A 12,841-nucleotide genomic window follows, 5' to 3' on the forward strand; every position below is an offset into this window, starting at 1 on the left:
AAGCAGCTGATGGCAAAAAAACAGATTCTCGGACTTATCATCGCCTTATTAGGCGTCAGCATGTTTTTGCGTATTATCGGCATCGGCGACTTCTTGTTTTGGCCGCTCTTTTTTCTGATCACAGGTTATATTTTTAATAAATATTCCCGCGGCTGGCTCGGCTCCGTCCTGTATATCTTCGCCGCTTTTTTATTTTTGAGGAACCTGTTCAGCGCCACCTTTAACCTGTTCGGCTATGCCTTCGCCGCCTTTCTCATATACGCGGGCTACAGGCTCCTGAAAGGAAAGCGCGTGTATGAACATAAAGAGAAGAAAATCAATCTTGAAAAAGAAGAGCAGCCAAAGCCTTCCGCCCAGACGGAAAGCAGACAGCCGGACCTCCGCAGCTTTTTTATCGGCGAGCTCCGGATGATGAAGGACCCGTTTGAGCTGAATGATTTAAATGTTTCCGGATTCATCGGCGATGTGAAAATTGATTTGTCAAAAGCGATGATTCCCGAAGGAGAAAGCACGATGACCATCAGCGGTGTCATCGGCAATGTCGATGTGTACGTCCCGCCGGATATCGAAGTGTCCGTCAGTTCATCGGCTTTTATCGGCGATATGAACCTGCTCGGCTCTAAGAAAAGCGGCATGAGCCCGAATCTGTATAAAGTATCGTCTGAGTACGGCGACTCGCCGCGGCGGATTAAAATTTCAATTTCGTTATTCATCGGCGATGTGGATGTGAAGTATTTATGAGGAAAAAATTACTCGCCAATATTCAGTGGCGCGCCATGCGGATGACTGCGGGACTCAGTCTGCTGCTTTGCGCGGTGTTTATTACGCTGATGCTGCTGTATTACGGGCTTGACCCGATGCTGCTGTTTTCTTCCGGCTGGTTCGGTATTCCGTTTGTGGTCATCCTGCTTTTGGCGTCTCTTTCGGCGGGGTTGATTTCCGGTTATGTATATGGCGGCCGCCTTAAAACAAGAATGGATACACTGATTGAAGCGGTTTTGAAATTTGAAAACGGTAATTTTGCTTATCGGGTGCCGCCGCTCGGCGATGATGAAATCGGTCTGGCGGCAGACCAGCTCAACGAAATGGCCAAGCGGGTCGAGCTCCAGGTCACATCGCTGCAAAAGCTCTCCAACGAACGGGCGGAATGGCAGGATCAAATGAAAAAATCGGTCATCACTGAAGAACGCCAGCGGCTGGCGCGCGATCTGCACGATGCCGTCAGCCAGCAGCTCTTTGCCATTTCTATGATGACATCCGCCGTCTTAGAGCAGGTGAAAGATGCGGATGACAAAATCGTCAAACGGATTCGCATGGTTGAACATATGGCGGGGGAAGCGCAAAACGAGATGAGAGCGCTGCTATTGCATTTGCGGCCCGTCACTTTAGAAGGAAAAGGCTTAAAAGAAGGGCTGATTGAGCTGTTAAAAGAGTTCAAAGCGAAGCAGCCGCTGGATATTGACTGGGACATCAGCGATACGGGTGTGTCAAAAGGCGTTGAAGACCATCTGTTCCGGATCGTGCAGGAGGCGCTTTCCAACGTTTTCAGACATTCAAAGGCGACCAAGGTCACCGTCAGGCTCGGCGCGAAACATCAAAAACTGCAGCTTAAAGTCATTGATAACGGGGCGGGTTTTACGATGGATCAAGTGAAAGCATCCTCATACGGCCTGCATTCCATCAAGGAAAGAGCGAGTGAAATCGGCGGCATAGCGGAAATTATCTCCGTAAAGGGAAAAGGCACGCAGATCGACGTGAAAGTCCCGATTTATCAGAAAACAAAAGGAGAGAACGACAGTGATTCGAGTGTTACTGATTGATGATCATGAAATGGTCAGGATGGGTCTGGCCGCATTTTTAGAAGCACAGCCGGACATTGAAGTCGCCGGTGAAGCATCAGACGGGCAGCAGGGCGTCGATCTGGCCGCAAAGCTTTTGCCGGATGTGATTTTAATGGACCTTGTCATGGACGGCATGGACGGCATCGAAGCGACAAAACAGATCTGCGCGACACTCAATGATCCGAAAATCATCGTGCTGACGAGCTTCATTGATGACGACAAAGTGTATCCGGTGATCGAAGCGGGAGCGCTCAGCTATTTGCTGAAAACGTCCAAGGCGGCAGAAATAGCCGAAGCCATCAGAGCGGCTGCCAAGGGCGAACCGAAGCTTGAATCGAAGGTGGCGGGAAAAGTGCTGTCAAGGCTGCGCCATTCAGAGAATCAGCTTCCGCATGAAACGCTGACAAAAAGAGAACTGGAAATCCTCTGTCTCGTCGCGGAAGGCAAGACGAATAAAGAGATTGGTGAAGAGCTGTTCATTACGATTAAAACGGTGAAAACCCACATTACGAATATATTGTCAAAGCTTGATGTCAGTGACCGCACGCAGGCAGCCGTATATGCCCACCGCAATCATCTCGTGACATAAGAAAAGGAGAGCGGCGCCAGCACACTCTCCCGAGGGACGGGGTCATTGGGACATTCCCTTTGTTCCGAAATCCCTGATGGCGACTTTGACTTTGTATTCAATATCCGATTCACTGAAGTGATGATCCCAGTCAGAGGATATCTTTTTCCATTTATCGGGATAATGAATCCGGACTTGATCGCCTAACCCGGTAATATCCACTTTCAACTCATGCTGCATGTAATCAATGAATGCCATGACATCTGAATGAATGCTGCGTTTTACCGCGTTTTTGATTTCATTTATATAGGACTCTTTGAAGGAATCTTCTTTCGGGTTCCAATCCTCAGACAGACGGCCTTCAACAAACCGGGTAACGATAAACTTGAATTTTCCGTGTTTATATATTGTTTTTACATTATATTTGCTGGAAAATACTTCGAAGGATAAATAATGATTGTCATGCTTTGCAAACGTGACGCCTCCCTTTACCGTGCCTGTGAACAGGTTCATATTCTGGACTTGTAAAGGCGTTAAATTCGCATACCAGAATTTATTTTTAATAATGGTAGCGCCCCAGATTTCCAGTCTGCTGCCCACTTGGCGCACTTGAGGAAGGGCAAAGGTCTCGCCCTTGGCGATTTTCTCTGATATTTCCCCCAATGTCACGGGCTCCATCATCCGGATGGTGACCGCATTATTCTCCGTTAAGTCATAGATCGTATTTGACGCAGGTTCTCCCTGGTCACTGATTTTGAAAATATCTTTCGTTTTATCCGGCACCGTCATCACATTGCAGCTTCTTCTTGTACCGTTGTCCCTGATAAATTGGTTCATCAATGCGTCAAGCGGGATGTGATCCTTTAACAGCGCTTCGGAAAACAGCATGATGCGCAAGTGCTGGGAGAATGCGGGGTGATTTTTTAACGATGCCGTCCTTAAAGCTTGATGGACGGTTTCCCCGGGAGTGGAAGTCACCTTTGTCGTATCGCCTGACGACGACTGCTGGGAACTTGCTTTTTGCGGAACCAGAATCTGCTGTGTCACTTCCACATTTTCTTCCTCGGGTTTATCGAGCCCGACTCCGATAACGAGGCTCAAGTCTTCTAAATTGCGGCTGTCCCAGCAGCCGGCCAAAAGCAATGTGCAAAGGATGATTACGATGTATGTCCTCATTGCGCTTTTTTCACCTTCCTTTTCACAGCGACGACTCCAAACATCAGTAAAGGCAGCAAAAAGAAAACCAAGAAGATATAGCCGAGAATATCACTGAACAGCATCAGCTTGTTCGCATCCTTTGGCATCAATGACCCCAAGAATGTCGCGATGCCTACGAAGATGACGCCCTTTTTCTGCTTCAGCCCGAAAATTTTATTCAGGCCTGATGTCGCGAAATACCCGTACGAGACATAGGTGGCGAAAAATTGGATGATCCAGACAACAAGCAAAAAGGACTCGAACCTTTCAATAAAAAGCCCTTTGATTTCAAATGATTGAAAGAGCGCGATCGTTGGCCAGATCATTGTTTTGACATCCTGTGTGGTTAAGGCGCCGACGACGAGAACGTACGTAATGATGTATAAAATAATCGGGATGCCAAAGCCCATGGCCGACATGCGGAATGTGTGCTTTTTATTTTTGAGGTACTCGGGGAGAAACAGCATAATCTCAATTCCCAAGAAGGAAACTGAAACGACGGTCAAGGAGGCGATAACGGGAGAAAACCCCTGTCCGAGCACCGGCCGCAGGTTGTCCAGATCAAATATTTTAAAGCTGAAAGAAAACACCACCAGCAAAATAATGATCGTAATCGTTAAATAGAAAGGAAAGAGCCTGCCGAGATCGCTCATGCCGCCGATAATTAAATAAACGGAACAGGCGATAAAGATAAACAGCGTAACCGGCACGGGCGTTCTTTCCAATAAAAAGAACTTGACCATTTCCGCCATCGCCCGGGCTTCGAAGCTGGCGACTCCTATAAAATAGAGACAGATCATAAGATTGACGATATTTCCCGCCCATTTGCCGAGTCCTTCATTCATATAATCAAATAATGATCCGTACTGATGCTTTTTCATAATGAGCGTATTGAGATAAATCAAAAAGATAAAGATGACGCCTTCCAGACATAACGCGATCCAGCCGTCCGGCGAATTTGCCCTTGATGACAGCGCCCGCGGCATGGTGAGGAGTCCCGCGCCGAGCATCGTGTTTGAAATCAATGCTGTCCCTTGATAGCTTGTAAGCTTATTGTGAGTTGTTTTCTGGCTCATTTACGTTTTTCGCCTCTTTTGGTTGATTTTTAATAGGGAGACGGAGAATAGAGTCGTTTGCGTTTTTTAAGCTGAAAAATCCATTCGGCGAGAAATACGGAGAACCGAAGCTTCGCTGTCTCGATAAATGAGTGTAGATCGCCAGCATAAATAAAATCATGCCGTACAGCCCGAAAGCTGCCGCGGTAAACATCGAAATGAAACGGAGCACACGGAACGACAGACCCATCCCGTACTGCGGCACCGTAAATGAAGCGAGCGCGACAATGCTGACCACGATGACCATGATGGAGCTGACAATATTCGCTTCAACGGCCGCCTGGCCGATGACGACTCCGCCCACCAATCCGATCGTCTGGCCGAGCGGGCTGGGAAGCCTCAAGCCCGCTTCTCTCAGTAGCTCTATCGTAATTTCCATTACCATCGCTTCAATGATAGGCGGGAAGGGAACGTTTTCTCTGTTCGCCGCGATGGTGACTGCAAGCGATGTCGGCAGCAGCCCTTGGTGAAACGAAACGAGGGCGATATAAATGGACGAAAAAAACAGCGTAATAAAAATAGACGTAAACCGCAGCACCCGGATGAGCGAGGCGGAAATCCACCGTTCATAATAATCATCGGGAGACTGCATTAAAATTCCTAAAGAAGCCGGAACCACCAGCGCAAACGGCGAGTTGTCGACAAGGATGGCGACGCGGCCGTTGAACAAGGCGGAAGAGACTTTATCAGGCCGTTCCGTATTTTGTATTTGCGGAAAGGGCGAATACTTATTATCCTCAATAAGCTCCTCAAGCGTTCCGGAATCCTGGATGTCGTCCATCTTCACTTCGCTGAGGCGCTTTACAACATCGCTGACGACAGACGGGTCCGCCTTATCATCTATGTACATGACCGTGGCGTATTTTAACTTATTTTCTCCGATCGGAACCTTTTTCGTTTTCAGCTTCGGATGGTTCGTGCGCTGCCTGATCATGGCGACGTTTGTGTCAGAATCTTCTATGAAGGCGATTTTCGGACCTCTTACGACCTTTTCGGATGTGGGTTCATTCACGCTTCTTTTTTCTCTTTTTCCCGTGGACAAAATGTATACGCTGTCAAGTCCGTTAATAAACACGGCGCATTTTCCCCGCAGAATGGAGATGACGGCTTCCTTCGACGTAAAGACGGGACGGGCGTCGATCTTATCAAGACGTTTCGTCACCGTATCCAGCGTCAGAGTGTCTTCCTCCTGAAGCAGCGTTTCAATCGCCTCTTTTATTTTGTCTTCGTCGTTCATTTCACTCAGATACATATAATAAAAAACAAGCCCGTTCGGAAGCATCTTTTTATTTTGAACCAGGTCATCATTCTGCTCTACGTGGGGAAGCACCAGTGCCAGATTAACGTGTATGTATTCCTTGAATTCCGATTGCGCCATCGACAGTCACCCGCCTTCCAATCCTTAATTGAGGTTATCTTTTCCTGTTAAAAAAATGATATACTATGATAAAGTATTTAATGGTACAAGTTTTTTTATGAAAGCGGAGGAGAGATGTGGCACAAGTCAGACTGGCAGGAAATGCCGAAGAAATTGAACAGCTCATCAAATCATTTGAAGCGCATTACGAAGTGGCTTACACGTCGAAAGAATACCGTAAAACAAATCCGAAGTATAAATACTCAAAGGATTCGCGCGTCTATCTTGAGCTGAAATTAAAAACGGCCAAGGCCGAAAAATAAAAAGGGTTTCATCTGTTACTGGCGAATAATACTCAGGGTGAAGCAACTGTTATGGAGGGATACATAAATGGACTACAGAATTGAAAAAGACACCATGGGAGAAGTTAAAGTTCCGGCAGATAAATTTTGGGGCGCTCAGACACAGCGCAGCAAAGAGAACTTCAAAATCGGTTCGGAAAAAATGCCTCAGCGTGTTGTGAAGGCGTTTGCAATATTGAAAAGAAGCACAGCGATCGCCAACGAACGCCTCGGCAACTTAGAGTCTGAAAAAGCACAGGCGATTGCCGCTGTATGTGACGATGTTTTAAACGGCAAATACGACGATAACTTTCCGCTCGTTGTCTGGCAGACGGGAAGCGGCACGCAAAGCAACATGAACATGAATGAAGTGGTGGCCAACCGTGCGACTGCTTTATTGAAAGAAAAAAATTCCGAGCTGAAGATTCATCCGAATGATGACGTCAACCGCAGCCAAAGCTCAAACGATACATTCCCGACGGCGATGCACGTTGCGGCGGTTCTTGCCGTATATGAGCAGCTCGTTCCGGCGCTTGATCAGCTGCGCGCGACGCTTGATGAAAAAGCGAAAGCTTATCAGGATATTGTGAAAATCGGACGCACGCATTTGCAGGACGCCACTCCGCTGACGCTCGGACAGGAAATCAGCGGCTGGGTATACATGCTTGACCGTTCGAAAGAAATGATTCTTGAGTCAACGGAAAAAATCCGCGCGCTTGCCATCGGAGGCACGGCAGTCGGCACGGGAATCAACGCCCATCCGCAGTTCGGTGAATTCGTCGCGGAAGAAATCACAAAAGTAACGGGGCAGACATTCAAGAGTTCGCCTAACAAATTCCACGCGCTCACAAGTCATGATGAAATCACTCACGTTCACGGCGCGTTAAAAGCATTGGCTGCCGACCTGATGAAGATTGCCAACGATGTCAGATGGCTGGCAAGCGGCCCGCGCTGCGGAATCGGCGAAATCGTCATTCCTGAAAATGAGCCGGGAAGCTCTATCATGCCGGGCAAAGTCAACCCGACGCAAAGTGAGGCGCTGACAATGATCGCCGCGCAAGTGATGGGAAATGACGCGACAATCGGATTTGCGGCCAGCCAAGGAAACTTCGAGCTGAATGTCTTCAAACCGGTTATCATTTATAACTTCCTGCAGACCGTGCAGCTGCTCAGTGACGGAATGAATTCCTTCCATGACAAATGCGCTGTCGGTATTGAGCCGAACCAAGAGACGATTCAGGAAAATCTCTCTAACTCATTAATGCTTGTTACGGCGCTTAACCCGCACATCGGTTATGAAAACGCCGCGAAAATCGCCAAGCTTGCCCACAAAGAAGGCTTGACGCTGAAAGAAGCGGCATTACAGCTGAACCTTCTGACAGAAGAACAATTTAATGAAATGGTGCGTCCGGAAGATATGGTGCACCCGAAAGCATAAAAAGAAAGAACGGCTGCAGTCATTGCGGCCGTTATTCTAAATAAACTGCTGTTTCAGTAAAAATCTGAGCTGTTCTGCATCTTCAGCCAGCAGGTCGGATTCCTTCAAATTCAAAATCATTCCTTTGATGATTGCCGGTTTCGGCGACTTTTTCTTCATTTCCGCTTCCAGAATATCCAAGCTCTCGGTGAATTCAGATGCTTGCGTCTTGTCCATCGTGCCGATGCGCGTGCGGAGGGTCTGCAAGATCGATTGGCTTAAAGGATCGGGCTGCCCGTTATGAAGGGGGCCAAACAGTGAGCTTGCCTCATCAAGAGAAATAAACGCTTCATCATGTCTGTCCGCCATTCCGTTTACGATGTCATCAATTCTGTGAATCACGGTATTTGCCAAAAGCGAAGGCTGTACGGACCGGCCGGTCAGAATGAGATATTCAAGATACATCTGACTGATTCCTTCTATTAAAAAACAAAGCTCGGCTGTGTATGGTTCAACTTTTTCTCCGTAAATCGCAAGAAGACTGTCGATATGAAACTGCAGGATCGACCGGCGGATTCTCTTTCCGCACTGCGCCGCTTCTTCGGTATAAGGAAGTGAACCGTCTTTCATCTGCACGGTTATAAAATCCTGATGGGCGAGAATCGATTCGTAAAACACCGCAAGCTGTTTTTGGTAAGCGGCTCTCGGACTGTCACCCTCCGTTTGGATCGTCGTGATTCGGGTAAACGTTTTATCATAGTAGTAATTCAGCATGGATAGAAGCAGTGCTTCTTTGGAAGGAAAGTTTAGATAAAAAGCGCCTTTTGAGATTTTGCATTCATCGGCGATTTCCTGAACCGATGTAGATTTGTACCCTTTTCGGGCAAACAGTTTAATTGCTGCTTCAATGATCAGCTTTTCTTTTTCCTTCAATGGTTCCACCCTTTCGGAGCCAGGAGGCTGGCTTGTGCTTCTCATGTATGACTATATGGTCATATTGATATTCCGTAAATTTAACCTGATTGTAACTTGTTTTTTTGTTTTGTTTTATTTATATTATAAAGTGAGCTGACCGAATGGTCAAAGTTCTGGCGAAAGGGTGAATCTGAAAATGAAAGAATTAGATGAAATGATCAGCCGCTTGCGAAACAGAGGAATTAAAGTCGAAAAGGTGAAATATCCGAAAAAGACAATTTGTGAAAAGAAATGGGTTCATCAATGCCAAAAACCGCTGAAAGCAAACTACAGAGATTTTAACGGCTATTCCTTCACATAAAAAAGACTGCAATGAAACACTACAGTCTACTTTGGTATGATAATTCGGTAGATTACACCCGATTGGTCATTTTCAATTGAAATTGATGCTTTATGCAGGGTTAAAATCCGTTTTACGATGCTGAGTCCTATGCCGAACTCGCCTTTCTTCCCTTTATTAAAAGGCTCGTACAAGCTGGATAGCATCTCATCCTCAATCGGAGGCCCGTCATTTTTAACCGTCATGACAATCTGCTGCTGATTTTGGCTGATCCGAATGTGAATCGCCGTTTCTGCATAGCGGATTTGATTTTCGAGAATGTTTTCAAGAAGTTTGCTCCATTGCTCCGGATCACCGGGCATCATTAATGCATCTTCTGTTTCAACGGTCCACGATAATTCCTTCCGGGCCCATTTGAGCCGTTCAATGACTTCTTCCGTGACCTTCACAATGTCAAATGTCTCATGGTGCACCCGCTGCTTCATTAAATAATCAAGCTTCGTTAAATATAATAAATCCTTAATTTTCTTCTCAAGTTTTTCTGCTTCGCCTTCAATGACATCAATTGTGGTTTCCAGATCCCCCTTAGGAAAAATCCCGTCCTTTATTGATTGAGTATAGCCCCTTATCACCATGACAGGCGTTTTTAAATCATGAGAGATATTTTGCAGGAGCGTTCTTTCCGTTTCATCTTTTTGCACCAGCTTGCTCCGCATGTCTTCAATGGTATGGCCTAATTTTCCGATTTCGTCTTTTCTGTCGACGATGACCGGATCATCCCAATCCTGTTTTGAAATCCGTTTGACATGCTTCTCTAAGGAAACGAGCGGGCGCGAGAGATATTTGGCAAGCCAAATCGCCGGAATCCAGCTTAACAAAATCACGCCGGCAATGATAAAGAGCAGCTGCTTGAACAGGGTGAATGCCAGATCATCACGATAAGAATCAAGGGCGTAAGACAGCATCATCGCATCCTGGCCGTTAATGGTGAGGCCTTTTTTAATGACGAAAAATACTTTTTCACCGCTGATGTCCGCGCTGTATCGTTTCGTGACGCTGTGCTGGCGGCCCGCGAGCTTGTACACCTTATGGATAAAGGAAGAAGAAAAGTAGTTCAAGTCTTTGTCACTGGCCGATTCCTCCCGTTCCGGCAGAAGAACGTGCTGAACGGATCGGAAAGTCGTCGGCGCGGTCGCATCCTCGCTGTAATATCCCCGCTCGATCGATCCGGGCAGCCGGTACTCCGTCAGTACATGCTGTTCATTTTCAATGGTCGTATACGTTTCATCCGTGAAAAAATTACGCAGCGTATTTGAGAACAGCACGAGAAGCAGAATCGAAATGGCTAAGAGGATGCCTGAGATGACCACCCATATTTGAAAAGCAAGCGGCTTATTTTTCATGACGTCATCATCCTGTAGCCGAATCCGTAAATGGTTTCAACCTTTAACCCGGGCATTTTTTTTCTCAGCCTCCGCACAAGATCATCGACCACCCGGTCAGTGCCGAAATAATCATGGCCCCATATTTTCAGCAGGATATCTTCTCTGGAAAAGGGGTGTCCTTTATGGTGAAGAAATAAAAGCAGCAGATCAAATTCCTTAGACGTCAAATTGACCAGGCAGCCGGTTTCATCATAAACCTCTCGGGCATCTTCGATCACATTGTAGGAAGAAACGGTGATGCCGGTTTTCTTTGCGGCGGGCTGTTCTTTATACACGAGCTCGAGCAGCTTCTGGACCCGTATAATAAGTTCTCTCGGCAAAAAAGGCTTGGCGATATAATCATTGCTTCCAAGCTCCAACCCGAGGACTCTGTCAATATCGGCATCCCGCGCGGAAATAAAAATGACCGGCACATCGGGATCTTTTTCTTTTATTTCTTTTATCAATGTATAGCCGTCCGTATCCGGAAGCATGATGTCAAGAATCCACAAGTGGGGAGACGGCTGCATCTGCTTTCTGGCATCTTCGCCTTTTGTGAAAGATGTAATGTTCCAGCCTTCATTCTCTAAATATTTTGTGAGCAGTTCATTCAGGTTATCCTCATCTTCAACTAGATAAATGGTGTATGACAAGGCATTTCACATCCTTTCAACGTCATTATACTAGTTTTAACACACTCAAGCCGCATTTTCATAATTTCACATATTCTTTTCATTTTTATCCCACAATGTTTGTTTATGATGTGTATAAGGGAAGAAAGGAAGAAAAAAAGCGGGGAAGATAACATGTTCAAACACATTTTGTTTTGGAGCTTTGCTTTTCTCCTTATTATTGGGACAATAGAACTTGTACATGCGATGAATATGTAATCGATAGAATGAAAACATGCTGAAGGAGTGTGCGTGAATATGAATGATCATCGAGATGACGGCAGAAGCCGCGATCAGTCAGATCTTTCACATACGGAACAAAACAGAAATGAACAGCAGCAGATCAGCCATCAGGAGCCCGAGCTGCTCGAAGAGCCCGTCTCGAAAGAAGCGGAAAACGAGACGGCGGCCGGTACGGAATTTGAAAAAACGGCTGCCGTGAAAAAAGAAAAAAAACGGAGAGCCGCTTGGCTGAGCCCGATTTTAGGCGGCATTATCGGCGGCGGCCTCGTGCTTGGCATTGTGCCAAACCTGCCGGGTGAGCAGCATAAGACAGAAGCCGTTTCTGATACGAAACAAGTTCAGTCTTCGAATTTTACGTCAACGCCTTTGAAAAATACCTCAAGTGTAGCGGATATGGTAGAAGATTTGGAGCCTGCGATTGTCGGAGTGTCCAACTACCAAGCTTCGCAAAGCAGCCAGTTCGGACTTGACGGCGGTTCAAGCTCTGAAACGGAAAGCGGCACGGGGTCAGGCGTCATCTTCAAAAAAGACGGCGAAAAAGCGTACATCATTACAAACAATCATGTCGTAGAAGGTGCGAACAAACTGTCGGTCACTCTTTACAATGGGAAAACCGAAACGGCAAAGCTTGTCGGAAAGGATGCCATCAGTGACTTGGCTGTATTGGAAATCAGCTCGTCCAATGTCAAAAAAGCGGCCAGCTTCGGGGATTCCTCCAAGCTCCGCATTGCCGATAAAGTGATTGCCATCGGCAACCCGCTCGGCCAGCAGTTTTCCGGCACCGTCACACAAGGTGTCATCAGCGGGCTGAACAGAACGGTAGACGCCGATACATCCCAAGGCACAGTGGAAATGAACGTGATTCAGACGGATGCGGCGATTAACCCCGGAAACAGCGGCGGCCCGTTAATCAACTCAAGCGGCCAAGTTATCGGGATCAACAGCATGAAAGTCAGTGAAAACGGCGTGGAGTCACTCGGCTTTGCCATTCCGAGCAATGATGTAGAACCGATAGTCGACCAGCTGCTTGCAAAAGGAAAAGTCGAGCGCCCATTTTTAGGTGTGCAGATGATTGACATGGCGCAAGTGCCGGAAACTTATCAGGAAAACACGCTCGGACTGTTCGGCGACCAGCTGTCTAAGGGTGTTTACGTAAAAGAAGTGCAATCCGGCTCACCGGCTGCGAAAGCGGGCATCAAATCAAATGACGTCATTGTACAATTGAACGGCAAAGATGTCGGCAGCAGCGCCGATATCAGACAGATCTTATATAACCAGCTGAAAATCGGCGATAAAACGACTGTTCAAGTTCTCAGAAACGGAAGCAAAAAGACGCTGAACGTCACATTAACGAAACAAACCGAAAGCGCAAGCTGAACGCATAAAAAAAGCTGAACCTGCAACTGAGGTTC

13 protein-coding genes are annotated in these 12,841 nt (G+C 46.8%); 7 read left to right on the forward strand and 6 right to left on the reverse strand.

What is annotated here, in order from left to right:
• Positions 1–9: 9 nt before the first annotated feature.
• Genes liaF through ABK447_RS04005 form a run of 3 tightly spaced genes read left to right on the forward strand, consistent with a single transcriptional unit; the run spans position 10 to position 2,430 of the window.
• The gene (liaF, locus tag ABK447_RS03995; RefSeq protein WP_003151794.1) at positions 10–741 is read left to right on the forward strand and encodes a cell wall-active antibiotics response protein LiaF; all 732 of its coding nucleotides are present in this window, start codon (positions 10–12) and stop codon (positions 739–741) included.
• Positions 738–1,820: a two-component system sensor histidine kinase LiaS gene (liaS, locus tag ABK447_RS04000; protein ID WP_015418185.1), complete on the forward strand. Its 1,083-nt coding sequence runs from the start codon at positions 738–740 to the stop codon at positions 1,818–1,820. Before liaF ends, liaS begins: the two co-directional genes overlap by 4 nt.
• Positions 1,798–2,430, forward strand: a complete 633-nt coding sequence (locus ABK447_RS04005; RefSeq protein ID WP_007410060.1) for a response regulator transcription factor — start codon at positions 1,798–1,800, stop codon at positions 2,428–2,430. The genes liaS and ABK447_RS04005 overlap by 23 nt, the downstream gene beginning before the upstream one ends.
• A gap of 42 nt (positions 2,431–2,472) precedes the next feature.
• Here the strand turns inward: ABK447_RS04005 and ABK447_RS04010 are convergent, their stop codons facing one another.
• The 3 genes from ABK447_RS04010 to ABK447_RS04020 are packed head-to-tail and all read right to left on the reverse strand — an operon-like array spanning position 2,473 to position 6,099.
• Entirely contained in the window at positions 2,473–3,585 is a 1,113-nt protein-coding gene (locus ABK447_RS04010) for a Ger(x)C family spore germination protein (protein WP_040238897.1), read from the reverse strand.
• The gene (locus tag ABK447_RS04015) at positions 3,582–4,682 is read right to left on the reverse strand and encodes a spore germination protein (protein WP_040238898.1); all 1,101 of its coding nucleotides are present in this window, start codon (positions 4,680–4,682) and stop codon (positions 3,582–3,584) included. Before ABK447_RS04015 ends, ABK447_RS04010 begins: the two co-directional genes overlap by 4 nt.
• Positions 4,657–6,099, reverse strand: a complete 1,443-nt coding sequence (locus ABK447_RS04020; RefSeq protein ID WP_012118404.1) for a spore germination protein — start codon at positions 6,097–6,099, stop codon at positions 4,657–4,659. Before ABK447_RS04020 ends, ABK447_RS04015 begins: the two co-directional genes overlap by 26 nt.
• Before the next feature lie 116 nt (positions 6,100–6,215).
• Between ABK447_RS04020 and ABK447_RS04025 the strand changes: the two genes are divergently transcribed.
• Both ABK447_RS04025 and fumC read left to right on the forward strand, forming a co-directional pair.
• Positions 6,216–6,401, forward strand: coding sequence for a YvzF family protein (locus ABK447_RS04025; protein WP_003151806.1), 186 nt, complete (start codon positions 6,216–6,218; stop codon positions 6,399–6,401).
• Between the two features lie 67 nt (positions 6,402–6,468).
• Complete coding sequence (gene fumC / locus ABK447_RS04030; RefSeq protein WP_007410064.1) at positions 6,469–7,857, forward strand: class II fumarate hydratase; 1,389 nt, start codon at positions 6,469–6,471, stop codon at positions 7,855–7,857.
• 36 nt (positions 7,858–7,893) lie between these two features.
• Here fumC and ABK447_RS04035 read toward each other — a convergent pair whose 3' ends face one another.
• Entirely contained in the window at positions 7,894–8,769 is an 876-nt protein-coding gene (locus tag ABK447_RS04035) for a TetR/AcrR family transcriptional regulator (RefSeq protein WP_025285243.1), read from the reverse strand.
• Positions 8,770–8,947: 178 nt separating this feature from the next.
• Between ABK447_RS04035 and spxO the strand changes: the two genes are divergently transcribed.
• Entirely contained in the window at positions 8,948–9,112 is a 165-nt protein-coding gene (gene spxO, locus ABK447_RS04040) for an anti-adapter protein SpxO (RefSeq protein WP_003151811.1), read from the forward strand.
• A 26-nt stretch (positions 9,113–9,138) separates the two neighbouring features.
• Here the strand turns inward: spxO and ABK447_RS04045 are convergent, their stop codons facing one another.
• Positions 9,139–10,494 (reverse strand): cell wall metabolism sensor histidine kinase WalK, encoded by a 1,356-nt coding sequence (locus ABK447_RS04045; RefSeq protein ID WP_007410068.1) that lies wholly within the window; start codon positions 10,492–10,494, stop codon positions 9,139–9,141.
• The gene (locus tag ABK447_RS04050) at positions 10,491–11,168 is read right to left on the reverse strand and encodes a response regulator transcription factor (RefSeq protein ID WP_015240551.1); all 678 of its coding nucleotides are present in this window, start codon (positions 11,166–11,168) and stop codon (positions 10,491–10,493) included. Before ABK447_RS04050 ends, ABK447_RS04045 begins: the two co-directional genes overlap by 4 nt.
• A gap of 276 nt (positions 11,169–11,444) precedes the next feature.
• On the opposite strand from ABK447_RS04050, the gene ABK447_RS04055 reads away from it, so the two are divergent.
• Positions 11,445–12,806, forward strand: a complete 1,362-nt coding sequence (locus tag ABK447_RS04055; RefSeq protein ID WP_038464264.1) for a S1C family serine protease — start codon at positions 11,445–11,447, stop codon at positions 12,804–12,806.
• Positions 12,807–12,841: the final 35 nt, after the last annotated feature.

The sequence above is a fragment of the Bacillus sp. hwrm1 genome, from assembly GCF_040207805.1.
GTDB classification, from domain to species: Bacteria; Bacillota; Bacilli; order Bacillales; family Bacillaceae; genus Bacillus; species Bacillus velezensis.

Coding starts and splice junctions, on each gene's coding strand:
- liaF (WP_003151794.1), top strand. CDS start 10: ATGGCAAAAAAACAGATTCTCGGACTTATCATCGCCTTATTAGGCGTC.
- liaS (WP_015418185.1), top strand. CDS start 738: ATGAGGAAAAAATTACTCGCCAATATTCAGTGGCGCGCCATGCGGATG.
- ABK447_RS04010 (WP_040238897.1), bottom strand. CDS start 3,585: ATGAGGACATACATCGTAATCATCCTTTGCACATTGCTTTTGGCCGGC.
- ABK447_RS04015 (WP_040238898.1), bottom strand. CDS start 4,682: ATGAGCCAGAAAACAACTCACAATAAGCTTACAAGCTATCAAGGGACA.
- ABK447_RS04020 (WP_012118404.1), bottom strand. CDS start 6,099: ATGGCGCAATCGGAATTCAAGGAATACATACACGTTAATCTGGCACTG.
- fumC (WP_007410064.1), top strand. CDS start 6,469: ATGGACTACAGAATTGAAAAAGACACCATGGGAGAAGTTAAAGTTCCG.
- spxO (WP_003151811.1), top strand. CDS start 8,948: ATGAAAGAATTAGATGAAATGATCAGCCGCTTGCGAAACAGAGGAATT.
- ABK447_RS04045 (WP_007410068.1), bottom strand. CDS start 10,494: ATGAAAAATAAGCCGCTTGCTTTTCAAATATGGGTGGTCATCTCAGGC.
- ABK447_RS04055 (WP_038464264.1), top strand. CDS start 11,445: ATGAATGATCATCGAGATGACGGCAGAAGCCGCGATCAGTCAGATCTT.